Origin of the sequence: Kitasatospora sp. NPDC058170 (assembly GCF_042883905.1) — a bacterium.
Classification (GTDB): domain Bacteria; phylum Actinomycetota; class Actinomycetes; order Streptomycetales; family Streptomycetaceae; genus Kitasatospora.
Genome location: NZ_JBHVUV010000035.1, coordinates 1 through 26,497, shown reverse-complemented (window position 1 = coordinate 26,497; position 26,497 = coordinate 1). Strand labels below are relative to the sequence as shown.

Sequence of the window (26,497 nt, the reverse complement as noted above, 5' to 3'; positions counted from 1 at the left end):
GGTCGCTATCGTGGGCCGCGTGGTGACCTCCTGGGATGCGGCGGTGGAGCGGGCGCAGGCGCGGCTGGGCGAGGCGCCCGGGCTGCGGGCGGTGCCGCCCGGTGAGGGGCGGCGGTTCGGCCGCTGGGATCTCGCGTCCCTGGCCGAGGGGGAGTTGGGTGAACTCGTCGACCCGGAGGCGCTGACCCCCGCCGACGAACGGGCCCTGGCGGAGCGCCTCGGCGGGGTGAACGGCAGGCGGACGGGCGAGGAGCGCCACCGCCGCCGGTACTGGGTGCTCGGCCCGGACGGCGACCCGGCCGGCACCGTCGCCGTCGACGACCGGCCCGGCGGGCCAGGGCAGTTGGCCGTCTCCTCGCTCTACCTGCGGCCGGGCGCACGCGGGCGGGGCCGGGCGGCGGCGGCCCTGGAGGAGGTGTACCGGGCGGCGACCGCCGAGGGCCTGCCCGGCTACCGCCTGGAGGCGCACTGGGCCTGGCAGCGCGCCGTCCGCTACCACCTGTGCCGCGGCCTCTGGGCGGTCTCCTGGAAGCATGCGATCGCGCTGACCCGGATGCCCCAACTGCCGCCCTACCAGGTCCGCGAGGAGTACGGCCGACTCGTCCTGCGGGTCGCCGACGGCCCGCGCGGCCCGGTGCCGCTGCTCGCCGCCGGACACGACGGCCCCTGGCTGCGGCTGGACGAGACGGCCGCCTACCGGCAGGCGGACGGCTGGGTGCGCGACTACGCCCGGACCACCCTCGCGCTGCACCTGGCGCTCACCGGCCGCCCGCTGGTCCGCGGCCCGCAGTGGTGGGCCGAGGCGTGGCGCTGGTCGGACACCGGCGAACCGGAGGGCCTCGCCTACCGGATCGAGCAGTTCGAGCGCCTCGCCCGCCACGGCGACCGCCGGACGGCGCACCCCGGCGGCCCGGCCGGCCCCGACCGCCAGGTGGAGCCCGACCGTCCGGCCGCAGCGGCCCTCGCCCGGCTGGGAGACTCGGGGCATGGCTGAGATCGAGATCGACGGCGCGCCGCCCGGGGCCGGGCAGCTCGCCGCGCTGGGGCTGCTGAACTACGGGCACTTCACCACCCTGCGGGTCGAGGACGGCCGGGTCCGCGGGCTGGGCCTGCACCTGGACCGCCTGGCCCGGGACGGTCGGCTGCTGTTCGGGGTCGAGCCCGACCCGGCCGTGGTGCGCGAGCGGGTCCGGGCCGTCCTGCCGGCCGACGGCGGCCCGGTGGTCGTCCGGGTGACGGCGTACGACCCGGCGCTCGGCGTGGAACGCCCCGGCGCGGCGGCCGCCCCGAGCCTGCTGGTCACCACCCGGGCGGCCGCGGCGGCCGCCCCCGGTCCGCTGCGGGTGCGCACCACCTCGTACACCCGCGAGCTGCCCGAGGTGAAGCACACCGGCCTCTTCGGCCTGGTCCGCCACCGGAGACTGGCCCAACAGGACGGCTACGACGACGCGTTGCTGGTCGACTCGGTCGGCCGGGTGACCGAGGGCGCCACCTGGAACATCGGCTTCCACGACGGCCGGCAGCTGGTCTGGCCGGAGGGCGACCAACTGCCCGGCGTCACCGCCGCCCTGCTCGCGGCCGCCCACAGCGGCCCGCAGCGCCGCGAGCCCGTCCGGGCCGCCGACCTTGGCCGGTTCGCGGTGGCCTTCGCCCTCAACGCGGGCGTCGGCGTCCGCCCGATCGCCGCCATCGACGGCACCGCCTTCGACCCGGACCACCCCGTGCTGGCGGTCCTTCGGCAGGAGTACGAGCGGATCGCGGCGGACGAGGTCTGATCCGCCCGGGGAGGGGCCGGGCGGCCGACCCCCGGACGCTGGTGGGGATAACCCCACCCCAGGTCCGCCAGCGGCCTCCATGGTTGGGGCCGCGGGGCCTTCCTAGGCTGGAACACGTCGACGACCAGCGACGATCCACGAAGGAAGGCCCACCATGGCACCCCGCCACGACCGCCCCCAGACCGAGCAGTACGGGCGCCCCGCCCACGCCGCCATCGAGCTGCGGGCGGTGCAGCGCAGCTACGGGCGCGGCGGCGAGACCGTGCACGCCCTGCGCGGTGTCGACCTGGCGCTCGGCCACGGAAGCTTCACCGCCGTGATGGGCCCGTCCGGCTCCGGCAAGAGCACCTTCCTGCAGTGCGCGGCCGGCCTGGACCGCCCGAGCTCCGGCGAGGTGTACCTCGGCGGCGAGGAGATCACCCGGCTGAGCGAGAACCGGCTCACCAAGCTGCGCCGCAGCCGGATCGGCTTCATCTTCCAGTCCTTCAACCTGCTGCCCTCGCTGACGGTGCTGCAGAACGTGCTGCTCCCGCAGCGCCTCGCCGGCGAGCGCCAGGACCGCTCCCGCGCCAAGGAACTGCTCGGCCAGGTCGGTCTCGGCGAGCACGGCGGCCGGCGCCCCGGGCAGCTCTCCGGCGGCCAGCAGCAGCGCGTCGCGATCGCCCGTGCGCTGATCACCCGCCCGGACGTGGTGTTCGCGGACGAGCCGACCGGCGCCCTGGACACCCGTACCGCGCACGAGGTGCTCGGTCTGCTCCGGCACGCGGTGGACGCCATGGGCGCGACCGTCGTCATGGTCACCCACGACCCGGTGGCCGCCTCGGTCGCCGACCGGGTGGTCTTCCTCGCCGACGGCGCCCTCGCGGGCGAGCTGCACCGGCCGGACCCGAAGACGGTCGCCGACCGCATGGTCTCGCTGGCCACGCGCCCGGTCGGAGCGGCAGCGTGAGCAACGGACTCGCCCGGGCCTCGGTGCGGTTCCGGCCCGCCTCCTTCGCGGGCACCTTCCTCGCGCTGTTCTTCGGCGCGGCCGTCATCATGGCCTGCGGCACCCTGCTGCAGACCGGCATCACCGCGAGCGTCCCGCCCGTGCGGTACGCGGACACCCCGGTGGTGGTCGCCGCCGACCCGACCGTCAGCATCACCCACAAGGTCGGCGAGGACACCGAGACCGTCGAGCAGGGCCTTCCCGAGCGGGCCCGGGTGGACGCGGCACTGGTCGGGCGGATCGCCGCCGAGCCCGGCGTCGCGGCCGCCCGGCCGGACACCGCCTTCCCGCTCGCCCCCGGCCAGGCCACCCCCGGCCTCACCGGGCGCGCCATCGCCTCCCTCGGCATCGCAGGCGGCTCCGACCGGCTGACCGAGGGCCGGGCCCCCGGCGCCGGCGAGGTCGTCCTGGACGCCGCCACCGCCCGGGCCGCGCACCTCGCCCCGGGCGCGAGCGTCACGCTGACCGCGCCCGGCGGCACCGGCGCCTACCGGATCTCCGGCCTCGCCGCCGCGCAGCAGGCCGGCCCCACCGCCTGGTTCGCCGACACCGTCGCCGGACAGCTCTCCGGCCACCCCGGCCGGGTGGACGCCATCGCCGTCCAGCCCCGCGAGGGCGTCGACCGCAAGGCGCTCGCCGACCAGGTCCGCCGGGCCGTCGGCGGCGAGGCCGAGGTGCTGACCGGCGGCGCCCGCGGCACCGTCGAGCAGCCGGCGCTCACCGAGAGCCGTGCCATGCTCACCGGGCTCGGCGGCTCCTTCGGCGGCGTCGCCACCATGACCGCCGTCTTCGTCGTGATGAGCACCGTCGCCCTGGCCACCGGCCAGCGGGCCCGCGAGTTCGCCCTGCTGCGCGCCATCGGCGCCACCCCCCGCCAGATCCGCCGCACCATCGCCACCGAGGCGGTGCTGGTCGCACCCGTGGCCGGCGCCCTCGGCATCCTGCCCGGCCTCGCCCTGGCCCGCTGGTGGTTCGGCGAGCTGTCCTCGCGCGGTGCCGTCCCCTCGTCGGTCGCGCTGTCCGTGGGACCGGTCCCGATGCTCGCCGCCGTCGGCGGCTGCACCCTCGCCGCGCTCGGCGCAGGCTTCCTGGCGGCCCGCCGCCCGTCCCGGATGCGGCCCAGCCAGGCGCTCGGCGAGGCCGCCGTCGAGGTCGGCCGCCCCGGCAGGGTCCGTACCGTGCTCGGCCTGGTCGCGATCGCCGGCGCCGTCTCGCTGGCCGTCCTCGCGACCGGCCTGAACGGCGCCAACGCCGCCAACACCGCACTCGGCGTGGTGATGTGCTTCCTGCTGGCCGTCGGCCTGCTCGGCCCCTGGGTGGCCGGGATCGCCTCCCGGGTGCTCGGCGCCCCGCTGCGGGCCGGGGCCGGCGCGTCCGGCTCGCTGGCCGCCGACAACACCCGGGCCAACGCCCGCCGCCTGGCCTCCGCGATCACCCCGATCATCATGGTCACCGCCTTCTGCGGCACCCTGCTGTTCATGCAGAGCACCATCAGCCACGCCACCGGCGAGCAGGTGCGCAGCGGCATCACCGCCGACCACGTCATCTCCTCGACCGGGCCCGGCCTGGCCGCCGCCACCGCCGACCAGGCCGGCCGGGTGCCCGGCGTGGACGCCGCCGTCGGCGTGCTGCGCACCGGCGCGGTCTACCAGGACGGCTCGATGCTCTCCCAGGCCACCGCGCTGGGCGTGGCCGGCGACCCGGCCAAGCTGCCCCAGGTGCTCGACCTCGGGGTGAAGGACGGCTCGCTCGGCGACCTCGGCCGCTCGGCCGACACCGTGGCCCTCGACGTGGGCCTCGCCGACACCCTCGGTGTGAAGATCGGTGAGGGCGTCCCGCTCTGGCTCGGCGACGGCACCAAGGTCCGTCCGACCCTGGTCGCCACCTACGAGCGCGGCCTCGGCTTCGGCCAGGTGCTGCTGCCCCGGGCCGCCGTCGCGGCGCACGTCACGGCCGCGTACGACAGCCAGGTGCTGGTCGCCGACGCGCCCGGCGCCGACCGGGCCGCGGTCGCGGGCAGGCTGGCCGGCCTGGCCGGCACCGCCGTCACCGACCGGGCCGGCTTCGCCGCCCAGTCCGACCGCCAGCAGGAGATCGGTGCCTGGGCCAACACGGTGATGGCCGGCGTGCTGGGCGGCTTCGCGGCCGTCACCGCCGCCAACACCCTGGTGATGACGGTGCTGGACCGGCGCCGCGAGGTGGCGCTGCTGCGCCTGGCCGGCACCACCCGGCGCCAGGTGCGCGGCATGATGCGCTGGGAGGCGCTGCTGGTCGCCGCGACCGGCCTGCTGGTCGGTGGCGCGATCGCCTGGATCACCCTGGTGCCGATCACCCGGGGGATCGCCAGGACCGCGCCGCACATCCCGGCCGGCACCGCCCTGCCGCTGGTCGCCGGCGCCGTGCTGCTCTGCGTCGCCGCGACCGGCCTGCCGGCCCGCGCGCTGCTGCGGGTCCGCCCGGTGGAGGCGGGCGGCGGCCGGCAGTAGGGAAGCGCGCCCCGGCGGTAGCGGCCGGGACCGGTCGGGCCCGGGCGGAGCGAGCCGGGACGGGCCGGGGCGGTCCGGGACCGGTCGGAACCGGCCGGAGCGGCCGGAAGCGGCCGGAAGCGGCCCGGACCAGCCGGGACCAAGCGGGACCAGTCAGGCCCGAACGGGCGATACGCCGAGGCGTATCGCCCGTTCGGGCTATCCGGCCGTGCTGAGCAGCGGCAATGGGGTGGCCGAGGGAGCCAAAACCGTTTATTGGCACTGATCGTGATGTCGGATCAGCTACGCTCTCGGCCGCGCAATCCCCGCTGTTGGACCTTTCCGGTGAGGCACCCCTCCGGTGCCGAGTCGTCCGGTTTGCCGTGCCCTCCCGCCCCGCGAGCAGAGAGAAGACCGACATGAGCAGTCCCCCCGCGGGCGCCCACGCGCCCCGCTGGCCGCTGATCCTGCTGCGGACCACCGCGACCTCGCTGGCCCTTCTGGGCGTCCTCCAGGCCATGCTGGCCGGCAGCTTCCTCAACGGGAACTACGAGTCGCTCCAGGCCCACGAGGGCACGGCGATGATGCTGGCCACCGTGGTGCTGGTGCAGCTGGCGGTGGCGGTGCCGGTCCGCTGGGTCGGCCGCGGCCCGCTCTGGCCGCTCTGGGGGTCGACGCTGCTGGCCGTGGCGGTGACCCTGCAGATCTCCTTCGGGTACGAGCGGGCCCTGGGCGTGCACGTGACGCTCGGCGTGCTGCTGGTCAGCGGCATCCTGTTCGGACTGGTCGGCGCCTGGCGGCTGCCGCTGCCCGTGAAGGGCGGCGCCACCTCGGCGGCCGACGGCGGCGGCCGGCTGCCCAGGCCGGGCGGGCCCGTCGAGGTGGTCAAGTGAACCGCCGCCGGTTCCTGGGCATCGGTGCGGCCGTGGTCGGCGCGGGCGCGGTCGGCGCGATCACCGTCCCCTCGGCGGCGCGGCTGCTCGCCGAGGGCCGACCGGGCCGGCTGCTGCCCAGCCGGCTGGACCTCCCCGCGCCGTTCCAGGTCGAGCTGCCGGTACCCGCCGTACTGAAGCCCGTCCGCACCGACGCGACGACGGACCACTACGAGATCACCCAGCAGCTCGCCCGGCTGGAGATCCTGCCCGGCCTGCGCACCGAGGCCTGGACGTACGGCGGCACCTTCCCCGGCCCGACGGTGGTCGCCCGGTCGGGGCGGCAGGTGGCGGTGCGCCACCGCAACGAGCTGCCGGTGCCCTCCGTGGTCCACCTGCACGGCGGGCACACCCCGGCGGACAGCGACGGCTACCCGACCGACCTGGTGCTGCCGGTCGGCTCCGACCCCTCGGCCGCGGCGGCCGCAGGTGCCATGCCGGGGATGGAGCACCACGCCGAGGCGTCCCCCGGCCACTCCGTCGTCGGCGACCGGACGTACACCTATCCCGGCACGCAGCGGGCGGCCACCCTCTGGTACCACGACCACCGGATGGGGTACACCGGCCCCGGCATCTGGCGCGGCCTGGCCGGGTTCCACCTCCTGCACGACGACGAGGAGGCGGCGCTGCCGCTGCCGCGCGGCGGGCGCGACCTCCCGCTGATGCTCGCCGACCGCTCCTTCGAGGAGGACGGCTCCTTCCGCTACCCGGCCGCCGACCCGGACGGGCCGGGCGTCACCACCGACTACATGAACGGCGTGCTCGGCGACGTCATCCTGGTCAACGGCGCGCCCTGGCCGAGACTGACCGTCGACCGGGCCCGGTACCGGCTGCGGTTCCTCAACGCCTCCAACGCCCGGCTGTACCGGCTCGAACTGGACCCGCAGCCCCCGGGCGGCGACGCCCTGGTGCAGATCGGCGGTGACGGCGGCCTGCTGGAGAGCCCGGTCGGGCACGACGCGCTGGAGGTGGCTCCGGCCGAACGCTTCGACGTGGTGGTCGACTTCGCCCGCTACCAGCCGGGGACCTCGGTGCGGCTGATGAACCGCTTCGGCAGCGAGCGGACCGCCGAGGTGATGCGCTTCGACGTCTCCACCCGGACCGTCTCCGACGACTCGGCGGTGCCGGACCGGCTCTCCACCATCGAGCGGCTCGACCCCGGGGCCGCCGTCACCACCCGCACCTTCTCCTTCAAGCGCAGCCGCAGCGACGGCTGGACGATCAACGGCCAGCCCTACCAGCCCGGTCGGGCGCTGGCCCGGCCGGCCCTCGGCAGCACCGAGATCTGGCGGTTCTTCACCGACCTGCACCACCCCGTCCACCTGCACCTGGACCACTTCCAGGTGCTGTCGCGCAACGGCAAGGACCCGGGCCCGTACGACGCCGGGTGGAAGGACACCGTGGACCTGCGGCCGGCCGAGGCGGTGGAGGTGCTGGTGCGGTTCACCGACTACCGGGGGACGTACATGCTGCACTGCCACAACCTGGAGCACGAGGACATGGCGATGATGGCGGACTTCGTCGTGGAGTGAGTCCGCCGCCCGGCTCTTCCGGTTCCTCCGGTCTTCCGACAGACCCGCTCACCCGCTCACCCGCTCACCCGCTCACCCGTTCGGCCGAGCGCCGGCGGGCGCCCCGCGCGCCCGCCGGCGCCTCGACATGCCGGGCCGCCGCGGGTGGCCTAGCGTCTCCCACAGGCCGCATCCAGGCCCCGCCCCGCCGACGCCGACCCGGGAGCCGAGCATGACCAGTCCTGTAGAGCGCCGCCGGCGCGGCCGGGCCGCCCGCGAACGGGTCCCGCGTTCCGCCCACGGCCGCTGGATCCCGGCCGCCGACCGCCCCGACCCGATCGCCGTGCTGGAACAGCAGGGCACCGACCGGGTCACCGAGCTGCTGCCGATCCGCTACGGCCGGATGGCCGACTCGCCCTTCGCCTTCCTGCGCGGCTCAGCCGCCGTGATGGCCGCCGACCTGGGGGGCGGCCCGGACACCGGGCTTACCGTCCAACTCTGCGGCGACGCCCACCTGGTGAACTTCGGCGTGTACGCCTCGCCGGAGCGCGCCCTGCTGTTCGACGTCAACGACTTCGACGAGACCTACCCGGGCCCGTTCGAGTGGGACGTCAAGCGGCTCGCGGCCAGCGTCGCCGTCGCCGCCCGGGACAACGGCCAGGACGAGGAGCGGGTCCGCCGGGCCGCGCTCGCCGCGGCGACGGGGTACGCGACCGCGATGCGCACGCTGGCCGAGGCCGGCGAACTCGACGTCTGGTACGCCCGGATCGACAGCGCCGACATCCTGCCGCTGGTCCGCAAGGCCAAGCAGCGCAAGCGGCTGGAGGCCGGCCTCGCCCACGCCCGGCGCCGCACCAGCATGCAGGCCTTCGGCAAGCTCACCGAGATCCGGGACGGCCGCCGCCGCATCATCAGCGACCCGCCGCTGATCGAACCGCTCGCCAAGACCGAACTGCGCAGCATCGGCAAGATCTTCAGCGACTACCGCAGCACGCTGGCCGAGGACCGCCGCGTCCTGCTCGACCGCTACCAGTTCGTCGACGCCGCCCGGAAGGTGGTGGGCGTCGGCAGCGTCGGCACCCGCTGCTTCATCCTCCTGCTGGAGGGCCGCGACGAGGAGGACCCGCTCTTCCTCCAGATCAAGGAGGCCGGCCGGTCCGTCCTGGAGGACCACCTCCCCGCCGGCCTCCCCGAGGCCGAGGCCCCGGTCGTCCACGGCGGCCGCCGGGTCGTCACCGGCCAGCACCTGATGCAGGCCGCCAGCGACATCTTCCTCGGCTGGACCAGCGGCCCGGCGGGGCGGCACTTCTACGGCCGCCAGCTGCGCGACATGAAGGGCTCCGCGGAGGTCTCCGAGATGACCCCGTCGGGCCTGCGCGCCTACGCCGACCTCTGCGGCCGCACCCTCGCTCGCGCGCACGCCCGCTCCGGGGACCGCCTTGCGATCGCCGGCTACCTCGGCGGCGCGGACACCTTCGCCGAGGCGATCGCCGACTTCGCCGTGCTGTACGCCGACCAGACGCTCGTCGACCACGCCGCGCTGGTGGCGGCCATCGACGACGGGCCCGTCAAGGCGCGGCGCGGCGTCTGAGCGGGCGGAATGGGCGCGGGGAGGGCCGGCCGTGGCATCGGCCGGCTCTCCCCGCGGGGGTCGACGGGGTCGACGGGGTGGGCCGCCGGTCAGGCGGGGCCCGGGACGATCAGGTGCAGGGCGGCCCGGGCGACGGTGACGTCGACCGGGAGCGGCGCGATGAACTCGCCGTCCGCGTAGGCGGTGATGCCCGGCGACTCGATGCGCAGCGAGGCCGTGCGGTGGGTGGTGACCTCGGGGTGGTGGATGTGGGTGCCCTTGAAGACGGTGGGGAAGAAGCGGGCGACCCGCAGCCGGGGCATGGCGGCGACGAGGGTGACGTCGAACAGGCCGTCGGCGGGGTCGGCGCCGGGGCAGATCAGCATGCCGCCGCCGTAGCTGCGGGTGTTGCCGACGGCGGCGAGGGTGAGGTCGCGCTCGATCACCGTGCCGTCGTCCAGCACCAGGCGGAACGGGAGCGGCCGCAGGTTGGCGAACTCGGCGAGGATGGCGAGGTTGTAGCGCATCCGGCCGCGCGGCCAGCGCAGCCGGTTGGTGCGGTCGCTCACCAGGGAGTCGAAGCCCGTGGCGAGGACCGAGCCGAACCAGCGGGTGGAGCCGTCGGCGGCGGTGACCCGGCCGAGGTCCACGGTGGTGGTGTGCCCGGCCGCGACCACCTCGGCCGCCTCCTCGGGGGAGCGGCGCGGCAGGCCGTACTCGCGGGCGTGGTCGTTCCCGGTGCCGGCCGGGATGACGCCGAGCGGGGTGCCGGTGCCGGCCACCGCCTGGAGGGCGAGGTTGATCATGCCGTCGCCGCCGACCACCACCAGCGCGTCGATGCCCGCGCCGTCGCCGCGGTCGCCCCGCTCACCGGCGTCCACCTCGGCGTCGGCGCCGGTCACGGCCTCGCGGGCCAGCCGCAGGGTGTCCTGCGCCGAGGCCCCGGACAGCGGCCGGACCTCGACGCCGAGTGCCTGCAGCCGGGCGGTGGCCCGGCCGGCGGCGGCCCCGGCCTGGCCGCCGCCCGCCGCCGGGTTGGTCAGCACGACCACCCGGGCGATCGGTCTCGGCCCGCTCACGGGATCAGCTTGCCGGGGTTGAGGATGCCCGCCGGGTCGACCGCGGCCTTGACCGCGCGCAGGATCCGGACGCCCAACTCGCCCACCTCGTCGGCCATCCACGGCTTGTGGTCGGCGCCGACGGCGTGGTGGTGGGTGATGGTGCCGCCGTTCGCCATGATCGCGTCCCCGGCCGCGCGCTTGGCGGCGGCCCACTGGGCCAGCGGGTCCTCGCCCATCGCCGCCACCACGGTGAAGTAGAGCGAGGCGCCGGTCGGGTAGACGTGCGAGATGTGGCACAGCACGAGCGCGCCGGGCAGGGCGGTGGTCAGCGCCGCGGTGACGGCGAACCGGAGGAACGGCAGCTGCCGCCAGTCGGTGGCCGTCTCCAGGGTCTCGCAGAGCGCGCCCGCGTTGAGCAGCGAGTCGCGCAGGTACGGCGCGTTGAACCGGCCGTGCTCCCAGGCGCGGGCCGGCGCCTCGCCGAGCGAGCTGCCCCCGGCCGCCAGCAGGGCCGCCCGGGTGAGCTGCTGCCTGGCGGCGACCTGCTCGGCGCCGCCCTCGAACACGGTGACCGCGAGGCACCCGGTCACCGCGGGCTCACCGCCGATCCGCTCGGTCAGCGCCAGGTTGATCGCCGTCTCGGCCTCGTCGGACAGCCGGATCACGGTCGGCCCGGTGCCCTGCTGCTCGACCGCCCGCAGCGCCTGCGCGCCGGCGGTGAAGTCCGGGAAGCTCCAGGCCTCGTAGGCCTTCACGGCAGGGACGGCGTGCACCCGCACCCGGACGGCGGTGATCACGCCCAGGGTGCCCTCCGAGCCGAGGAACAGCTCGCGCAGGTCCGGCCCGGCGGCGGAGGCGGGGGCGCGGCCGAGGTCCAGCACGCCGGACGGGGTGACGACCCGCAGACCGCGCACCATCTCGTCGAAGCGCCCGTACCCCGCGGAGTCCTGGCCGGAGGAGCGGGTGGCCGCGAAGCCGCCGATCGTGGCGAAGCGGAAGCTCTGCGGGTAGTGGCCGAGTTCGAAGCCGCGCTCGGCGAGCAGCGCCTCCGCGGCCGGGCCGGTGAGGCCGGCGCCGAGGACGGCCTCGCCGGAGGTCTCGTCCAGGTCGAGCAGCGCGTCGAAGCGGCGCAGGTCGAGCGAGACGACGGCCGCGAAGCCCTCGCGCAGCGGCTCCAGCCCGCCGACCACGCTCGTGCCGCCGCCGAACGGGACCACGGCGATGCGGCGTTCGGCGCAGAGCGCGAGCAGCGCGGCGACCTCCTCCTCGGTGCCGGGCAGCACGACCGCGTCCGGGGCGTCCTGGGGCCGGTGGCTGCGGCGGCGCAGCAGGTCGGGCGTGGACTTGCCGCCGGCCCGGGGGAGGCGGTCGGCGTCGGCCGCGCTGACGTGCGCGTCGCCGACGACGGCGGCCAGCGCCTTCAGGTCCGCGTCCGCGAGCAGCGAGGGCTGCAGCACCGCCTCGGCGGCGCTCGGGCCGGGGGCGGGGGCGCCGGTCACGCCGAGGGCGGCGGCCAGCAGCGCCTTGACCTCGACGGACAGCTCCTTGGCGAGGGCCGGGTCGCCCCAGGCGTCCCACTTCATCGGGGGGAGCGGAAGCGCGGCGCCGGCCGGTCCCGCTTGCGTCTCAGGTGCCATGCGTTACAGTTTCACACATCATGTCAAGTAGTAACGCCGAGCAGCCGGCGCCCCAGGAACCGCGCAGCACCGACGACACCATCCTCGACGCCGCCGCCGAGCTGATCGTCCATCTCGGCGTGCGCCGAACGCAGTTGGCCGAGATCGCGCGCCGCGCCGGGGTCAGCCGGCCCACCGTCTACCGGCGCTGGCCGGACGTCCGGGCGGTCATCGGCGCGCTGCTCACCCGCGAGATCCGCGCCACCCAGGAGCAGGTCGAACTGGCCGGGCAGGACCGCGGGGCCTTCGTCGACGGGGTGGTCGAGGTCGCCGTCCGGCTGCGCGACCACCCGGTGCTCGGCGCGCTGCTGCGCTCGGCCGACTCCGACGCGCTCTTCGAGTACGTCGTGGAGCGGCTCGGCACCAGCCAGCGCGGCCTGCTCGAAGCGCTGCGCACCGGCATCGTCCAGGGGCAGCGGCACGGCTCGATCCGGGCCGGCGAGCCCACCGAACTGGCGGCGATGGTGCTGCTGATCGCCCAGTCCACCGTCCAGTCGCACCGCATGGTGGCCTCCCTGCTGTCCGAGGAGGCCTGGCGGCGCGAACTGGCCAGAGCACTGAACGGATACCTCGCGCCATGACCACGACCGCCGGAAGCACGCCCGCCGCGGGCGCCCCGCTCGGCCCGTACGCCGGGACGGCCCGACTCGACGCCCGGCGCAGAAGCCTGGAGCTGGACGCGCTGAGCGGCGGGGGCGCCGTCGACCTGCTGGTGATCGGCGGCGGCGTGACCGGCGCCGGCGTCGCCCTGGACGCGGCCTCGCGCGGGCTGCGCACCGTCCTGGTCGAATCCCGGGACCTCGCCTTCGGCACCAGCCGGTGGAGCTCCAAACTGGTCCACGGCGGCCTGCGCTACCTCGCCTCCGGCCGGATCGGCGTCGCCCGGGAGAGCGCGGTCGAACGCGGCGTGCTGATGACCGCCACCGCCCCGCACCTGGTCCGCGCGCTGCCGCAACTCGTCCCGCTGCTGCCGGAGTTGCTGAGCCCGGCGCAGGCCGCGCTGGTGCGGGTCGGCTTCCACGCGGGGGACGCGCTGCGGTTCGGCGCCCGCACCCCGGGCGCGGTGCTGCCCCGGATGCGCCGGGTGGACGCCGCCCGGGCCCGCCGGCTCGCGCCCGCGCTCAAGGCGCAGGGCCTGCGCGGCGCCCTGGTCGCGCACGACGGCCAACTCGTCGACGACGCACGGCTGGTGGTGGCGCTCGCCCGGACGGCCGCGCAGTACGGCGCCACCGTGCTCACCCGGGTGCGCGCGGAGGAGGTCACCGGCGGCTCGGCCCGGCTCACCGACACCCTCACCGGGCAGTCGCTCACCCTCGCCGCGCACGCCGTCGTCAACGCCACCGGCGTGTGGGCGGGCGAGGTGGACCCGTCGATCCGGCTGCGGCCCAGCCGGGGCACCCACCTGATCCTCGACGCGGCCGCCCTCGGCCACCCCGTGGCCGCGCTCACCGTGCCCGTGCCCGGCTCCACCAGCCGGTTCGTCTTCGCGCTGCCGCAGCAGCTCGGCCGGGTCGCCGTCGGACTGACGGACGAGGACGCGCCCGGTCCGATCCCGGACGAGCCGGTGCCGACCGACGCCGAGATCGACTTCCTCCTGGACACCGTCAACGGCGCCCTGCAGACCGCGCTGACCAGGGCGGACGTCCGCGGCGCCTTCGCCGGGCTGCGGCCGCTGATCGACACCGGCGGCGGCAGCACGGCCGACATCTCGCGCCGGCACGCGGTGCTGGAGTCCCCGTCCGGCGTGATCACCGTGGTCGGCGGCAAGCTCACCACCTACCGGCGGATGGCCGAGGACGCGGTGGACACCGCCGTCCGGCTGCGCGGCCTGCCGGCCAGGACCTGCTGGACGGCGCGGCTGCCGCTGGTTGGCGCACCCGCGCACCGGGACAGCCGGCCGGTGCCGGCGGCGACGCCCGCCTCGCTGGCCGCCCGGTACGGCGGCGAGTCCCGGGAGGTGCTCGCGGTGGGGGAGGCGCTGGTGCCGGCCGCCGCCGACCGGATCGCCGAGGGGATCGACGTCACCCGTGCCGAGATCGCCTACGCCGTCACGCGCGAGGGCGCGCTGGACGCCTCGGACGTGCTCGACCGCCGGACCAGGATCGGGCTGGTGGCCGAGGACGCGGAGCGCACCCGAGCGGCCGTGGAGGAGATCGTGGCGGAGTGCCGGAAGGCGCAGGGTGGGGCTGCGTAGGGCGGGGCCGGGCGGGGCTGCGTAGGGCGGGGTTTGCGGGGCGGGTCCGCGCAGGGTGGGTGTGTCCAGGGTGGGTGTGTCCAGGGCGGGTTGGGCCTTTCCGCCGGACGGGGATCAGCGCCCGGTGTGCTCCGGCATCGGGCGGACCGTGCCGGCCAGGTCCAGTACGCAGGCCAGCGGGCGCTCCGGCGCGCCGGTCCGCTCCAGCCGCACCGAGAGCGGCAGCGGTGGTTCCTGCGCCACCTCGGCGGACAGGGTGAGCGGGTAGCCGCCGTGCCCGCGGACCCGGTGGAAGGCGCACTCCTTGCCGTCCACCAGCAGCTCCGTCTCGGTGATCCATCCGGAGCGGACGTTCACGGTGACGGAGTGACCGGCCTGGTCGAGGTGGAAGCTGTGCCGCTGGCGCATCGGGACCTCCCGCAGGGCGGGATCGGATCTCCCGCAGGGGCGGGCGCGGCGAGGGGCCGCCCGCCCCGCCAGTCTAGGTCGCGGTGCGCGCCCCGGCCCGCCGCGCTCCGGCCCGCCGTCCGGTGCGGCGGGCCGGGGCCGTCGGTCAGACCAGCCGCCCGCCGCCGTCCACGTGCAGCACCGTGCCGGTCACGAACGGGCTGCCGATCGCGAACAGCACCGCCCGGACGAGGTCCTCCGTGCTGCCGACCCGGCGGGCGGGGTTACGCTCGGCGACCGCGCGCAGGAACGGCTCCTTGTCCGTGCCCATCCGGTCCCACGAGCCGCTGTCCACGATGCCCGGGGAGACGGCGTTCACCCGCACCGGCGCGATCTCCACCGCGAGCGCCTGCACCAGGAAGGCCAGCGCGCCGTTGGTGGTGGCCATCACCGTGCGGGCCGGGGCCGGGCGCCAGGCGGCGACGCCGGAGAAGAAGGTGAACGAGCCGCCCTCCGCGCCGCCGGTCGCTACCTGCCCGGCGAGGTGCTTGGCGAGCAGCATCGGGCCGATCACCTTGGCCGCGAACGCCCGCTGCACATCGGCGAGTTCGAGCTCGGCGAGCGGGCCGTTGGCAGGCATCGCGGCGGTGGACACCAGGTGGTCGAAGCGGCCGGTGGCGGCGGCCAGCGCGGCGATCGAGGCCTCGTCCGCGAGGTCCACCGGCACCACCTCGGCCGGGCCGGCCAGCTCGCCGGCCGTCCACTCCAGCTTGCGCGGGTCGGGGCCGGCCAGGACCAGCTCGGCCCCGGCCGCGGAGGCGGCGCGGGCGAGTGCGCGGCCGGTGTTCGAACCGGCGCCGACCACGACGATCCGGCGGCCTCCGAGCGCGGCGGGCACGGCGGGCGAGGAGGGGGAGACGGTGGTCATCAGGAGCTCCAGAGATCGAGTGGTGTTGCTCCGACCCTGCGCCCACCAGCGGTGATGCGTCCAAGGCTTGTTTTCTCGCCCGGCCATAAAATCCCTGCATGACCACGCTGCGACAGCTCGAATACCTGGTGACCGTCGTCGACACCGGCTCCTTCACCCGGGCCGCCGAACTGCTGCACGTCACCCAGCCCGCGCTGTCCCACCAGGTCCGGGCGCTGGAGCGGTCCGTCGGCGGCACCCTGCTGGAGCGCCTGCCGCGCGCCGTTCGGCTGACGCCGATGGGCCGGGCGGTCCTCCCGCACGCCCGCGCCGCCCTCGCCGACGCCGAACGGCTGCAGACCGCCGCCCGACTCGCGGCCGGCCTGGACTGCGGTGAACTGGAGCTCGCCACGGTCTACTCGGTCAGTCTCGGCATCCTGCCACCCGTTCTGCGCGCCTGGCGCCGGCAGCACCCGCAGGTGCGGATCCGGCTGCGCGAGTACAGGCACAACGACGAGCTGCGCGCGGCGATGGCCGCCGGGCAGGCGGACGTGGCGGTCGGCACCCCGCCGCCGGACTGGGAGGGGCCGATCCGCGAACTGGGCGTCGAGGAGTTCGTCCTGGCGCTGCCCGCCGAGGACGAGATGACGGACCGCCGGACCGTGCCGCTCGCCGAGCTGGCGCAGCGCTCCTGGGTGCACTACGCGCCGGGCAACGGCCTCGCCGAACTGGTCGACGGGGTCTGCGCGGAGGTCGGTTTCCGACCGCGGGCCGCCGTGCGGACCGAGCAGACCGCGGCCGCGCCGCTGCTCGCCGCCGCCGGGCTGGGGCCCGCACTGGTGCCCGCGAACATCGTCCCCCCGGGCTTCGACGGCCTGGTCCGCCGCCCCGAGCCGCCGGTGCGGCGCCCGCTGGTCGCCTACACCCGCACCCGGCCCGACCCGCTCACGGCGGCCTTCGTCGACCTGCTGGCCCGACAGGCCTGCCTGCTGCCGCCGCACGTCTCGGCCCTGTTGGGGGCCTGAGGCGCGCCCGGGGGCCTGAGGCGCGCCCCGGCGGTGCGGGACGCGACCCGGCGGCGTGCGGGGCCGGTGTGGCGGGGTGGCGGGGTGGCGCCAGTTGTGGGCGGGTGCATTCTCGTGATCTCTACAGTGTTGTAGATTCATTTCCAGGGAGAGCAACCGAGGAGGGCATCGTGGGAGTTTCGCTGGCCAAGGGCGGCAATGTCTCGCTGACCAAGGAGGCGCCGGGGCTGACCGCCGTCATCGTCGGACTCGGCTGGGACGTGCGCACCACGACCGGGGCCGACTACGACCTGGACGCGAGCGCGCTGCTCTGTACCGCGCTCGGCAAGGTGGTCTCGGACCAGCACTTCGTCTTCTTCAACAACCTGCGCAGCCCCGACGGTTCGGTCGAGCACAGCGGCGACAACCTGACCGGCGGCGGCGACGGGGACGACGAGCAGATCAGGGTCGACCTGGCCACCGTGCCGACCGACGTGGCCAAGGTGGTGTTCCCGGTGTCGATCTACGACGCCGACGCCCGGCTGCAGAGCTTCGGCCAGGTCCGCAACGCCTTCATCCGGGTGGTCGACCAGGCCAACGGCCGGGAGATCGCCCGCTACGACCTCACCGAGGACGCCTCGACCGAGACGGCCATGGTCTTCGGTGAGCTCTACCGCAACGGCACCGAGTGGAAGTTCCGTGCCATCGGCCAGGGTTACGCCTCCGGCCTGCGCGGCATCGCGACCGACTACGGCGTGAACGTCTAGGAGGCCCAGGGCGGCCGGTGCGCCCGGCGCGTCCGGTGCGCCTGGCCGCGGGGCCTCACCGCGGCGCCGCGACCAGGCCCATCTCGTAGGCGGTGATGACGAGTTGGACCCGGTCGCGGGCGTTCAGCTTGGCGAACAGCCGGGCCACGTGGGATTTGGCGGTGGCCACCGAGATGAAGAGCTCGTCGGCGATCTCGGCGTTCGACCGGCCCCGGCCGACCAGGGTGAGCACCTCCCGCTCGCGCTCGGTGATGCCCTCGACCGGCTGGGGCGGGCGCACCGTGGTGGGCGCCGGGCGGTCGAGCAGGTCGGCGATCAGCCGGCGGGTGATGCCCGGCGCGATCAGGGCGTCCCCGGCGGCGACCACACGGACCGCCGCGAGGATGTCGTCCACCGCCATGTCCTTGACGACGAATCCGCTCGCGCCGGCCCGCAGCGCACCGTAGACGTACTCGTCCTCGTCGAAGGTGGTCAGGACCAGGACGCGGGTGGTGGCGCAGGACGCGGCGATCAGACGGGTGGCCTCGATGCCGTCCATGCCGGGCATCCGGATGTCCATCAGCACCACGTCCGGGTCCGTCTCCCGGGCCAGCCGGACCGCCTCGGCGCCCGAGGCCGCCTCGCCGACGACCTCCAGGTCGGGGTGGTCGGTCATGATCACGCGCAGGCCGGAGCGGACCAGCGGCTGGTCGTCGGCGAGCAGGACACGGATACTCATCGGCTGCCCGCCCCCGTCCCGGCTCCGGTCGCGGTTCCGAATCCCGCTCCGACTCCGGCTCCGGCGACGGCTCCGGCTCCGACGGGTTCGGGCAGTGGCAGCCGGGCCGCCACCCGGAAGCCGCCCTCGGGCCGCGGTCCGGCGCTGAACCGGCCGTGCAGCAGGCTGACGCGCTCCCGCATGCCGGTGATGCCGAAGCCCGATCCGCCGCCGGCCGATCCGCCGGTGGCCGGTATGCCGCGCCCGTCGTCGAGGACCTCCACGGACAACTCCTCCGCCCCGTAGTCGACGGCCACCCGGCAGTGCCCGGTGCCCGCGTGGCGGACCACGTTGGTCACCGCCTCCTGCACGATACGGTAGGCCGACAGGTCGATGTCGGCGGGCAGTCGGCGCTGCTCACCGGCCCGGTGCAGCTCGACCCGGACCCCCGCGTCCGCGGTCGCCGCCACCAGTCGTTCGAGGTCCGCGAGGCCCGGCGTCGGGCCGAGCGGCGCCTGCTCCGAGCCGGGGTGGGGATCGGCCTGACGCAGGGCCACCAGGGTGCGCCGAAGGCCCGACAGGGTCTCCCGGCTGGTGGCCTCGATGGCCCGCAGCGCCTCGCGGGCCTCCGCGGGCTGGGTCTCGATGACCCGGCCGCCGACCCCGGCCTGGATCGCGATGATGCCGATGCTGTGCGCCACCATGTCGTGCAACTCCCGGGCGATCCGCAGCCGTTCGGCCGTCACCGCCTCGGCCACCTCCTGCGAGCGCAGGGCCGTCGCGTGCTCGCGGCGCTCGCGGACCAGCAGGCCGATCATGCCGGAGGTCGCCATCGCCAGCAGGGCGACCACTCCCACGCCGAGCATGGCGTCCGGCGCGGTGTACAGGCCGACGGCCACGGCCTGCAGCAGCGCCGCCACCGCGACGGCGGCGGCCCGCTCCGACCGGGACCGGGTGGCGACGATGATGCCGAGGACGAAGTCCACCACCAGGAAGGGGACGAACCGGGTCGGCGCGTTACCCGGGCTGAGCGCCAGCTCGAAGAGGGCCGCGAGCTGGGCCAGTGCCAGCGCCGCCGACGGGCTGCGCCGCAGCACACCGATCAGCAGGCTGAACGCGAGCACCGTCCCGGCGGCGTGCAGCCCGCCGGGCGCGCGGGGCGCTCCGGTGAGCAGCAGCAGTACCAGGAAGGCGTACAGCAGGCCCCCGCCCCAGGTCATCAGCCTGTTTCTCGTCATTCCGGGAGCGTATCGGCCCGCCGCCCGGTAGGGCATTGGCCCACGGGCGTACATCCCCGGGCTGGTTCGGCCGCCCGGTATACGCCCCCGGGCAGATGCGCCGGACCGGGTCCGGGCGGAAGTGTGGGGTCCGTGATCGAAGTCAACGAACTCTCCAGGACGTACGGCGACAAGACCGCCGTCGACCAGCTGTCCTTCACCGTCCGACCCGGGCAGGTCACCGGGTTCCTCGGGCCGAACGGCGCCGGCAAGACCACCACGATGCGGATGGTCCTCGGGCTTGAGACGCCGACCGGTGGCACCGCCACCGTCAGCGGCGTCCCGTTCCGCAGCCACCCGCGCGGACTGCGGCACGCCGGGGCGCTGCTCGACGCCGGGCACGTCCACGGCGGCCGGAGCGCCGGTGCGCACCTCGCCGCGCTGGCCCGCAGCAACGGCATCGGGCGCCGCCGGGTGGCGCAGGTGCTGGAGGAGGTGGGCCTGGCGGAGGCGGCGCGCCGCCGGATCGGCGGGTTCTCGCTGGGGATGAAGCAGCGGCTCGGCATCGCCGCCGCACTGCTCGGCGATCCGCCGGTGCTGATGTTCGACGAGCCGATCAACGGCATGGACCCGGAGGGGGTGCTCTGGGCCCGCCGGCTCTTCCGCCGGCTGGCCGCCGAGGGCCGGACCGTCTTCCTCTCCAGCCACCTGATGTCGGAGATGGAGCAGACCGCCGACCAGCTGGTGGTGATCGGCCGGGGCCGGCTGATCGCCGCCGAGTCGGTGCGGACCTTCGCGGCACGCGGCGACCACCGGTCGAGCGTGCTGGTCGGCACCCCGCAGGCCGCCGAGCTGACGGTGCTGCTGACCGCGGCCGGCGCGGCGGTCGAACCGGAGGGCTCGGCCGGGGCCGAGCGGCTGGCCGTGACGGGGATGGCCGCCGACCGGATCGGTGCGCTCGCCCTGGACCACCGGATCGTCCTGCACGAACTGTCCACCCGCAGCGCCTCCCTGGAGGAGGCCTTCATGGAACTGACCGCCGACAGCGTCGAGTACCAGTCAGGACGGACCCGATGAGCCCGCTCGCCGCCCCTTCCCCTTCCCCCACCCGGCCGGCCGGGTCCTCCACCGAGCCGCCCGGCCCCGGCCCCCGCGCGGAGCCGCCCGCCCGCTTCGGGGACCTGGTCGCCGCCGAGTGGATCAAGATGTGGTCGCTGCGCTCCACCCCCTGGGCGCTCGCCCTCGTCACGCTCTTCACCGTCGGGTCCTCCTGGGTGGTCTCGATGGCGGACCGCTCCCGCCTGGCGGGCCTCGATCCCGGTGAACTGCGCGACGGCGGCTTCCTGTTCTTCGACGCCTACCCGATGGCCGGCTGGCTGACGCTGATGCTCGTCGCCGGCTGCGTCGGCGGGCTCGCCGTGGTCAGCGAGTACGGCAGCGGGCTGATCCGCACCACGACGGTGGCGGTGCCCGCCCGCGGGTCGGTGCTGCTCGCCAAGGCGGCGGTGGTCGCCGCGGTCTGGACGGTGGTCGGCGCGGTCATCTCGATCGGCTCGTTCGCCGTCTCCCAGGCCGCCCTGAGCGGATGTCACGCCGACGTGGCGATCGGCCACCCCGGGGTGCCGCGGGCCGTGCTGGCGTCCGCGCTGCTGGCCCCGGTCTGCGCACTGATCGGCCTGGGCCTGGGCGCCCTGGTCCGCCACGGCGCCGGCGCCACGGCCACCACCATGTTCGTCCTGCTGCTGTTGCCGCCGTTCTTCTCCACCTCTCGGCACTGGTCCGCCGACATCAACCACGCGATGGTGGCCTCGGCCTGGAAGCGCCTGATCCAGGGCTGGTCGCCGCCGCCCGGGAGCGGCAGCGGCTTCCAAGACCCCACCGTCGCCGGTTCCTGGACCGTCCTCGCGCTCTGGCCGCTGGCCGCGGTCCTCCTCGGGCTCGTCGCCGTGCGCCGCCGCGACGTGTGAGCGGGCGCTCGTGAGGAGGTGCGCGCGAGCTGCCGCACGCGAGCGGGCCGTGATCCCGGGTCCGTATGTGCGCCGCATCCTGCCCGGCGGCGCGCGCCCGGCAGGATCGGCCGGGCCGGGCCGGGCCGGGCTCAGCCTTAGGCCGCCGAGGAGGCCCGGCGGGGTGCCGGGGGAGTGCTGAGCGCGTGGCCGCCGAACCCACCGGTGCCGGTGACCTGGTGCTGCCACCAGGCGACCATGCCGGCCTCGTCGATGGTCGACCAGTCCGGCGCCTGCCCGACCTGGGCGGCGCCGAGCCGGCGGCCGAGGGCCACCAGCTCCCGCCCGACCTGTCCGCGTTCGCGGTCGTAGGAGTCGAGCAGCTCCGCCCAGGAGCCGCCCGAGCGCCAGGCGTTCTCGAACGCCCAGGCGTCCTGGACGGCCTTGACCGCGCCGCTGGTGTTGTGCGGGCGGACGACGGTGGCCGCGTCCCCGGCGAGCAGCAGCCGGCCCGCGGTGCGGCGCGGGGTCTCCAGGTCGTAGATCGGCTGGACGAAGGTCCGCTCGGCGGGCGTCAGCCGGAGCACCCCGGCCCAGTAGGGCGGCAACTGCTCCTCGGCGAGCCGCCTGCCGTGGGTGAGCAGCTCGTCGGTGAGCTCACCGGGCGGGATGCTGGTGGGGTTGTCCAGGCGCCGCCCGAGCTCGGCCGGCGGAGCGCCGTAGAGGACCCAGTTGACCTGGGTGGAGCCCGGGGTCAGCCCCGGGATGCGGTAGATCACGCACTGGCCGCCGGGGAAGCAGGCGGTGATGGCCTCGGTCTCCGGCCAGGCGCCCGCGCCGCCGGGCAGCTCCTCCAGGTGCTCGGAGGGGAAGCTCCCGCGCCAGCAGATGTACCCGGCGTACTCGGGCCGCGCCTCCGGGCAGACGGCCTCGCGGACCATCGAGCGGTAGCCGTCGGCGCCGATGACGAGGTCGTAGGACTCCCGGCGGCCGTCGGCGCCCTGCACCCAGGCGCCGTCCTGGTCGCCGCCCGCGCCGGCGACCGTCTCGGCGAGCCGGAAGTCGACGGTGTCGGGGGCGCGCTCGCGCAGGGCCTGCCAGAGCACGCCCCAGTGGTAGGAGTGGAAGGGCATCGGCTGCACCCAGAGCAGTCGGCCGCGCGGGCCGGACGCGCCGTCGCGGGCCACCCAGTGGCGCTCGGTGAGCCGGTGGCGGCGGATCCCGTCGTCGAGGTGCCCGGCCCGGGCCAGTTCGGCGAAGCGGTCGTCGTGGACGCAGAGCCCGACGCCGCGGTCCTCCAATCGACCGGGGGTGCGTTCGAGCACCACCACCTGCTCCGCGCCGTTGCGGGCGGCCGCCCGCGCGAAGGCGCAGCCGGCGATGCTGCCGCCGACCACGGCGATCGACCCGCCGCGTATGCCGTCCGTGCCACCCCGCATGACCGTCCCCTCCCCAGAGCGACTTCTGCGGTATGACCATACGCGTAATAGATGGCGTGCTGACGGCCGGTCAGCGAAATCCGTCCACCCGTCCCCTCCGGCGCCCCGCCGGAGCCCTTGTGCAACTAGTTGCATAACCGTGGGGGCGTCCCCTACCGTTTGGTAGCAACGAGCCGCCCGCCGCACCAGGAGTCCCGATGAGCAACGACCCCCAGGAGCTCCAGCACACCCAGGGGCTCCGGTCGGCCCAGCAGACCCCGCAGGCCCAGCAGGTCGAGGGCCCCTATCCCCGGCTGCTGAGCCCGTTGGACCTCGGGTTTACCACCCTCCCCAACCGCGTGATCATGGGCTCCATGCACGTCGGCCTGGAGGAGGCCCCCGGCGGCTTCGACCGCATGGCCGCGTTCTACGCCGAGCGCGCCCGCGGCGGCGTCGGCCTCATCGTGACCGGCGGCATCGCCCCCAACGAGGCCGGCCGCCCCTGGTCCGGCGGCGCCATGCTCACCACCGAGACGGAGGCGGACCGCCACCGCGTGGTCACCGACGCCGTCCACGCCGCCGGCGGCCGGATCGCGATGCAGATCCTGCACTTCGGCCGCTACGCCTACCACCAGGACCTGGTCGCCCCCAGCGCCCTCCAGGCCCCGATCAGCCCGTTCGTGCCGCACGCGCTCACCCCCGAGCAGGTCGAGCAGACCATCGAGGACTTCGTCCGCTGCGCCGACCTCGCCCGCCTCGCCGGGTACGACGGGGTCGAGATCATGGGCTCCGAGGGCTACCTGATCAACGAGTTCATCGCCGCCGCCACCAACCGGCGCGAGGACGAGTGGGGCGGCGCGTACGAGCAGCGGATGCGCTTCCCGGTCGAGATCGTCCGCCGGGTCCGCGAGCGGGTCGGCCCCGACTTCATCCTGATCTACCGCCTCTCCATGCTCGACCTCATCCCCGGCGGCTCCACCCTCGACGAGGTCGTCCGGCTCGCGAAGGCCGTCGAGGCGGCCGGTGCGACCATCATCAACACCGGCATCGGCTGGCACGAGGCCCGCATCCCCACCATCGCCACCTCGGTCCCGCGCGGCGCCTACGCCTGGGTGACCAGGAAGGTGATGGGCTCGGTCGCCGTCCCCCTCGTCGCCGTCAACCGCATCAACACCCCCGAGATCGCCGAGCAGCTGCTCGCCGAGGGCAGCGCCGACCTGGTCTCGCTGGCCCGCCCGCTGCTCGCCGACGCCGACTTCGTCGCCAAGGCCCGGGACGGCCGCGCCGACTCCATCAACACCTGCATCGGCTGCAACCAGGCCTGCCTGGACCACACCTTCAGCGGCAAGATCACCTCCTGCCTGGTCAACCCGCGCGCCTGCCACGAGACCGAGCTGGTGCTCACCCCGACCCGGCTGCGCAAGCGGATCGGCGTGGTCGGCGCCGGACCGGCCGGCCTCGCCTTCGCCGTCTCGGCCGCCGAACGCGGCCACGCCGTCACCCTGTTCGACGCCGCCGGCGCGATCGGCGGACAGCTGGACATCGCCCGGCGGATCCCCGGCAAGGAGGAGTTCAACGAGACGCTGCGCTACTACCGCACCCGGCTGGCCGAGTTGGGCGTCGAGCTGCGCCTCGGCGCGACGGTGGACGCCGAACAGCTCGCCGCCGAGGCCTTCGACGAACTCGTCCTCGCCACCGGCGTCACCCCGCGCACCCCCGCCGACCTCCCCGGGATCGACCACCCCAGCGTGGTCGGCTACCTGGACGTGCTGCGCGGCGGCGCACCGGTCGGCGAGCGGGTCGCCATCCTCGGCGCCGGCGGCATCGGCTTCGACGTCGCCGAGTACCTCACCGACCAGGGCGACGCGGCCAGCCTCAACCCGCCCGTGTTCCACCGCAAGTGGGGCATCGACCCCGAGTACCGCGAGCGCGGCGGCCTCACCGGCCCCGAGCGGCCCGAGCCCCCGCGCAGCGTCCACCTGCTCCAGCGCAAGACCACCAAGGTCGGCGCAGGCCTCGGCAAGACCACCGGCTGGATCCACCGCACCGAGCTCAAGCACCGCGGCGTCGTGATGCTGGCGGGCGTCAGCTACGACCTCATCGACGACGCCGGCCTGCACATCACCGTGGACGGCGAGCGCCAGCTGCTGCCCGTCGACACCGTCGTCCTGTGCACCGGCCAGGAGCCGCGCCGCGACCTGGACACGGCGCTGCGCGGCCTCGGCCTCACCCCGCACCTGATCGGCGGCGCCGACGTGGCCGCCGAACTGGATGCCAAGCAGGCCATCAAGCAGGGCACCGAGCTGGCGGCCACCCTCTGACGCCCGACTCCCCCAGGTCGCCCTGGGCCTAGGATCGACGCATGTCGCTCCCGCACGCCATCCTCACCGCCCTCCTGGAGAAGCCGTCCTCGGGGCTGGAGCTGACCCGGCGGTTCGACAAGTCGATCGGCTTCTTCTGGTCCGCCACCCACCAGCAGATCTACCGCGAGCTGGGCCGGCTGGAGGCCTCCGGCCTGATCCGCGCACTCGCGGCCACCGGCCCGGTGCGCGGACAGAAGAAGGAGTACGAGGTGCTCCCGGCCGGACGCGCCGAACTGGAGCGCTGGACGGCCGCCGGCGACGGCCCCAAGACGATCCGCGAACCACTGCTGCTGCGCCTGCGCGCGGCGGCGGTGGTCGGCGCGGCCGGCCTGGACGCCGAGCTGAACCGGCATCTCGCGCATCACCGCGCGCAGTTGGACGCCTACCTGGCGATCGAGCAGCGCGACTTCCCGCCCGAGAAGGAGGCGGACGAGAACCGCCTGCAGCACGCCGTGCTGCGCGCCGGGATCGGGCTGGAGACCTTCTGGGTGGAGTGGCTCTCCGGAACGCTGGCCGCACTGCCGCCGTCGGACCAGCCCTGAGGACCAGTTCTGACCTGCGCTTTTCCCTCCCCTCGGGCGGGTCGGCAGACCGGGTGGGACACTGGGTGCCTGTCCCCGCACCGCGGACTCGCACGACCTCCCGGTGCTCCGGCACTGTCATCCCTCCCTCCCCTCCCTGCATCTGCCTTCCCACCTTGCCGTCCCTGCCCGAACTCTCGACCGGGGGCCCGCATGTCGTCACACCCGAGGCCTCTCCTCGCCCTGACCGCCGCCGCCGTCGCCACCGTGGCCACCCTCGGTGTGACCGGCTTCGTCAGCCCGCCGACCGCGGCGGCCATCGAGCTGAGGGCCGCCACCCCGACCGCGGACCTGCCCACCACGGAGCAGCTCCGGACGGCCCTGCTCTCCGCCGCCGAACTCGGCCCGGACTTCACCGAGGTGCCCGCCACCGAGGCCGCCTCGCCCGGCGCCACCCCGTCACCGGTGAGCGGCTGCGAGGCCCTCAGCGCCCTCCTCAATCGGGCCGACAACGAGGCCTCTCCCCAACAGCCCCACGCGGAGGTCGAGTTCGACGGCGAGGACGCCAACCCGATGATCACCGAGTCCCTCACCGCCGGGGACGAGGCCCAGCTCACCACAGACTTCGCCGCCGCCACCGACGCGTTCAACACCTGCCACACCCTGACGTTCAACAACGGCACCGACGCCGAGGTCAGCTTCACCGTCACCCCCCTCGCCCTCGGCGACCGCCCCGACGCCCCCGCCGTCCGCCTCGACGGCACCCTCGCCGGCGTCCAACTCAACGGCTACCTCGCCCTGGAACGCCTCGGCAACGTCGCCCTCGCCTACGGCTTCTTCCAACGCGACAGCGGCTCCTCCCAACTCGCCTCCCTCTACTACCGCGCGGCCCTCGCCAAAGCCGAACGCACCCTCGGCAGCACCGCCGGCAGCACCACCGCCCCCACAGCCCCGGCCGGCATGACGGTCACCTTCCCCTCCGCCGCTGCCACCGGCCCCTTCTACTAGTGCCGCGTCAGGCAACCTTCGCCCCGTCGCGACGCCCGGCACGCACTCTCGCCGCACCGGCCGAAAGCCCAAGTACGTCCAGTACGAGGG

23 protein-coding genes are annotated in these 26,497 nt (G+C 75.3%); 16 read left to right on the top strand and 7 right to left on the bottom strand.

The genetic code is table 11. The features are described 5' to 3' along the window. Window positions 1-19: 19 nt before the first annotated feature. From ACFVVX_RS31700 to ACFVVX_RS31670, 7 genes are all read left to right on the top strand, one after another. Window positions 20-994: a GNAT family N-acetyltransferase gene (locus tag ACFVVX_RS31700; protein WP_387950672.1), complete on the top strand. Its 975-nt coding sequence runs from the start codon at window positions 20-22 to the stop codon at window positions 992-994. Then, a complete protein-coding gene (locus ACFVVX_RS31695) occupies window positions 987-1,775 on the top strand; it encodes an aminotransferase class IV family protein (protein ID WP_387950670.1) in 789 nt (262 codons plus the stop codon). Before ACFVVX_RS31700 ends, ACFVVX_RS31695 begins: the two co-directional genes overlap by 8 nt. 154 nt (window positions 1,776-1,929) lie before the next feature. After that, on the top strand, window positions 1,930-2,724 hold the full coding sequence (locus ACFVVX_RS31690; protein WP_387950668.1) for an ABC transporter ATP-binding protein: 795 nt from the start codon (window positions 1,930-1,932) through the stop codon (window positions 2,722-2,724). Continuing rightward, window positions 2,721-5,249: an FtsX-like permease family protein gene (locus ACFVVX_RS31685; protein WP_387950666.1), complete on the top strand. Its 2,529-nt coding sequence runs from the start codon at window positions 2,721-2,723 to the stop codon at window positions 5,247-5,249. Before ACFVVX_RS31690 ends, ACFVVX_RS31685 begins: the two co-directional genes overlap by 4 nt. A 398-nt stretch (window positions 5,250-5,647) precedes the next feature. Then, the gene (locus ACFVVX_RS31680; RefSeq protein WP_387950665.1) at window positions 5,648-6,121 is read left to right on the top strand and encodes a hypothetical protein; all 474 of its coding nucleotides are present in this window, start codon (window positions 5,648-5,650) and stop codon (window positions 6,119-6,121) included. Continuing rightward, window positions 6,118-7,692, top strand: a complete 1,575-nt coding sequence (locus tag ACFVVX_RS31675; RefSeq protein WP_387950664.1) for a multicopper oxidase family protein — start codon at window positions 6,118-6,120, stop codon at window positions 7,690-7,692. Before ACFVVX_RS31680 ends, ACFVVX_RS31675 begins: the two co-directional genes overlap by 4 nt. Window positions 7,693-7,903: 211 nt before the next feature. Further along, window positions 7,904-9,262 carry a DUF2252 domain-containing protein gene (locus ACFVVX_RS31670; RefSeq protein ID WP_387950662.1) on the top strand — a complete coding sequence of 453 codons (1,359 nt, stop codon included), beginning with the start codon at window positions 7,904-7,906 and terminating at the stop codon, window positions 9,260-9,262. An 89-nt stretch (window positions 9,263-9,351) separates the two neighbouring features. Here ACFVVX_RS31670 and ACFVVX_RS31665 read toward each other — a convergent pair whose 3' ends face one another. Both ACFVVX_RS31665 and ACFVVX_RS31660 read right to left on the bottom strand, forming a co-directional pair. After that, window positions 9,352-10,320 carry a diacylglycerol kinase gene (locus ACFVVX_RS31665; protein ID WP_387950661.1) on the bottom strand — a complete coding sequence of 323 codons (969 nt, stop codon included), beginning with the start codon at window positions 10,318-10,320 and terminating at the stop codon, window positions 9,352-9,354. Beyond that, window positions 10,317-11,939 (bottom strand): FAD-binding oxidoreductase, encoded by a 1,623-nt coding sequence (locus ACFVVX_RS31660; protein ID WP_387950659.1) that lies wholly within the window; start codon window positions 11,937-11,939, stop codon window positions 10,317-10,319. Before ACFVVX_RS31660 ends, ACFVVX_RS31665 begins: the two co-directional genes overlap by 4 nt. Window positions 11,940-11,959: 20 nt before the next feature. Here ACFVVX_RS31660 and ACFVVX_RS31655 point away from each other — a divergent pair, with 20 nt between their 5' ends. Then, a complete protein-coding gene (locus ACFVVX_RS31655) occupies window positions 11,960-12,559 on the top strand; it encodes a TetR/AcrR family transcriptional regulator (protein ID WP_387950658.1) in 600 nt (199 codons plus the stop codon). Beyond that, window positions 12,556-14,172: a glycerol-3-phosphate dehydrogenase/oxidase gene (locus ACFVVX_RS31650; protein ID WP_387950656.1), complete on the top strand. Its 1,617-nt coding sequence runs from the start codon at window positions 12,556-12,558 to the stop codon at window positions 14,170-14,172. Before ACFVVX_RS31655 ends, ACFVVX_RS31650 begins: the two co-directional genes overlap by 4 nt. Before the next feature lie 114 nt (window positions 14,173-14,286). Here the strand turns inward: ACFVVX_RS31650 and ACFVVX_RS31645 are convergent, their stop codons facing one another. Next, complete coding sequence (locus ACFVVX_RS31645) at window positions 14,287-14,580, bottom strand: hypothetical protein (protein WP_387950655.1); 294 nt, start codon at window positions 14,578-14,580, stop codon at window positions 14,287-14,289. A gap of 145 nt (window positions 14,581-14,725) precedes the next feature. Beyond that, on the bottom strand, window positions 14,726-15,487 hold the full coding sequence (locus ACFVVX_RS31640; protein WP_387950653.1) for an SDR family oxidoreductase: 762 nt from the start codon (window positions 15,485-15,487) through the stop codon (window positions 14,726-14,728). Between the two features lie 98 nt (window positions 15,488-15,585). On the opposite strand from ACFVVX_RS31640, the gene ACFVVX_RS31635 reads away from it, so the two are divergent. Both ACFVVX_RS31635 and ACFVVX_RS31630 read left to right on the top strand, forming a co-directional pair. Beyond that, entirely contained in the window at window positions 15,586-16,491 is a 906-nt protein-coding gene (locus ACFVVX_RS31635; RefSeq protein WP_387950651.1) for a LysR substrate-binding domain-containing protein, read from the top strand. 170 nt (window positions 16,492-16,661) lie between these two features. Continuing rightward, a complete protein-coding gene (locus tag ACFVVX_RS31630) occupies window positions 16,662-17,237 on the top strand; it encodes a TerD family protein (protein WP_387950649.1) in 576 nt (191 codons plus the stop codon). Window positions 17,238-17,292: 55 nt separating this feature from the next. Here ACFVVX_RS31630 and ACFVVX_RS31625 read toward each other — a convergent pair whose 3' ends face one another. Next, on the bottom strand, window positions 17,293-17,955 hold the full coding sequence (locus tag ACFVVX_RS31625) for a response regulator (RefSeq protein WP_387950648.1): 663 nt from the start codon (window positions 17,953-17,955) through the stop codon (window positions 17,293-17,295). After that, on the bottom strand, window positions 17,952-19,172 hold the full coding sequence (locus tag ACFVVX_RS31620) for a sensor histidine kinase (RefSeq protein WP_387950647.1): 1,221 nt from the start codon (window positions 19,170-19,172) through the stop codon (window positions 17,952-17,954). Before ACFVVX_RS31620 ends, ACFVVX_RS31625 begins: the two co-directional genes overlap by 4 nt. Before the next feature lie 132 nt (window positions 19,173-19,304). On the opposite strand from ACFVVX_RS31620, the gene ACFVVX_RS31615 reads away from it, so the two are divergent. Further along, window positions 19,305-20,228 (top strand): ABC transporter ATP-binding protein, encoded by a 924-nt coding sequence (locus ACFVVX_RS31615; protein WP_387950645.1) that lies wholly within the window; start codon window positions 19,305-19,307, stop codon window positions 20,226-20,228. Then, complete coding sequence (locus ACFVVX_RS31610; RefSeq protein ID WP_387950643.1) at window positions 20,225-21,118, top strand: ABC transporter permease; 894 nt, start codon at window positions 20,225-20,227, stop codon at window positions 21,116-21,118. The genes ACFVVX_RS31615 and ACFVVX_RS31610 overlap by 4 nt, the downstream gene beginning before the upstream one ends. Window positions 21,119-21,255: 137 nt before the next feature. On the opposite strand, the gene ACFVVX_RS31605 is transcribed toward ACFVVX_RS31610, so the two are convergent. Continuing rightward, entirely contained in the window at window positions 21,256-22,536 is a 1,281-nt protein-coding gene (locus ACFVVX_RS31605; protein WP_387950642.1) for an FAD-dependent monooxygenase, read from the bottom strand. Window positions 22,537-22,733: 197 nt separating this feature from the next. Between ACFVVX_RS31605 and ACFVVX_RS31600 the strand changes: the two genes are divergently transcribed. The 3 genes from ACFVVX_RS31600 to ACFVVX_RS31590 all read left to right on the top strand — a co-directional run bounded on the left by ACFVVX_RS31600 (window position 22,734) and on the right by ACFVVX_RS31590 (window position 26,407). Then, window positions 22,734-24,836, top strand: coding sequence for an FAD-dependent oxidoreductase (locus ACFVVX_RS31600; RefSeq protein ID WP_387950641.1), 2,103 nt, complete (start codon window positions 22,734-22,736; stop codon window positions 24,834-24,836). Window positions 24,837-24,877: 41 nt separating this feature from the next. Next, complete coding sequence (locus tag ACFVVX_RS31595) at window positions 24,878-25,420, top strand: PadR family transcriptional regulator (protein ID WP_387950640.1); 543 nt, start codon at window positions 24,878-24,880, stop codon at window positions 25,418-25,420. 192 nt (window positions 25,421-25,612) lie between these two features. Beyond that, window positions 25,613-26,407 (top strand): hypothetical protein, encoded by a 795-nt coding sequence (locus tag ACFVVX_RS31590; protein ID WP_387950639.1) that lies wholly within the window; start codon window positions 25,613-25,615, stop codon window positions 26,405-26,407. The last annotated feature ends 90 nt before the right edge of the window (window positions 26,408-26,497 follow it).

Coding starts and splice junctions, on each gene's coding strand:
- ACFVVX_RS31655 (WP_387950658.1), top strand. CDS start 11,960: ATGTCAAGTAGTAACGCCGAGCAGCCGGCGCCCCAGGAACCGCGCAGC.
- ACFVVX_RS31620 (WP_387950647.1), bottom strand. CDS start 19,172: ATGACGAGAAACAGGCTGATGACCTGGGGCGGGGGCCTGCTGTACGCC.
- ACFVVX_RS31595 (WP_387950640.1), top strand. CDS start 24,878: ATGTCGCTCCCGCACGCCATCCTCACCGCCCTCCTGGAGAAGCCGTCC.
- ACFVVX_RS31610 (WP_387950643.1), top strand. CDS start 20,225: ATGAGCCCGCTCGCCGCCCCTTCCCCTTCCCCCACCCGGCCGGCCGGG.
- ACFVVX_RS31600 (WP_387950641.1), top strand. CDS start 22,734: ATGAGCAACGACCCCCAGGAGCTCCAGCACACCCAGGGGCTCCGGTCG.
- ACFVVX_RS31670 (WP_387950662.1), top strand. CDS start 7,904: ATGACCAGTCCTGTAGAGCGCCGCCGGCGCGGCCGGGCCGCCCGCGAA.
- ACFVVX_RS31635 (WP_387950651.1), top strand. CDS start 15,586: ATGACCACGCTGCGACAGCTCGAATACCTGGTGACCGTCGTCGACACC.
- ACFVVX_RS31590 (WP_387950639.1), top strand. CDS start 25,613: ATGTCGTCACACCCGAGGCCTCTCCTCGCCCTGACCGCCGCCGCCGTC.
- ACFVVX_RS31645 (WP_387950655.1), bottom strand. CDS start 14,580: ATGCGCCAGCGGCACAGCTTCCACCTCGACCAGGCCGGTCACTCCGTC.
- ACFVVX_RS31660 (WP_387950659.1), bottom strand. CDS start 11,939: ATGGCACCTGAGACGCAAGCGGGACCGGCCGGCGCCGCGCTTCCGCTC.
- ACFVVX_RS31680 (WP_387950665.1), top strand. CDS start 5,648: ATGAGCAGTCCCCCCGCGGGCGCCCACGCGCCCCGCTGGCCGCTGATC.
- ACFVVX_RS31650 (WP_387950656.1), top strand. CDS start 12,556: ATGACCACGACCGCCGGAAGCACGCCCGCCGCGGGCGCCCCGCTCGGC.
- ACFVVX_RS31605 (WP_387950642.1), bottom strand. CDS start 22,536: ATGCGGGGTGGCACGGACGGCATACGCGGCGGGTCGATCGCCGTGGTC.
- ACFVVX_RS31625 (WP_387950648.1), bottom strand. CDS start 17,955: ATGAGTATCCGTGTCCTGCTCGCCGACGACCAGCCGCTGGTCCGCTCC.
- ACFVVX_RS31695 (WP_387950670.1), top strand. CDS start 987: ATGGCTGAGATCGAGATCGACGGCGCGCCGCCCGGGGCCGGGCAGCTC.
- ACFVVX_RS31640 (WP_387950653.1), bottom strand. CDS start 15,487: ATGACCACCGTCTCCCCCTCCTCGCCCGCCGTGCCCGCCGCGCTCGGA.
- ACFVVX_RS31690 (WP_387950668.1), top strand. CDS start 1,930: ATGGCACCCCGCCACGACCGCCCCCAGACCGAGCAGTACGGGCGCCCC.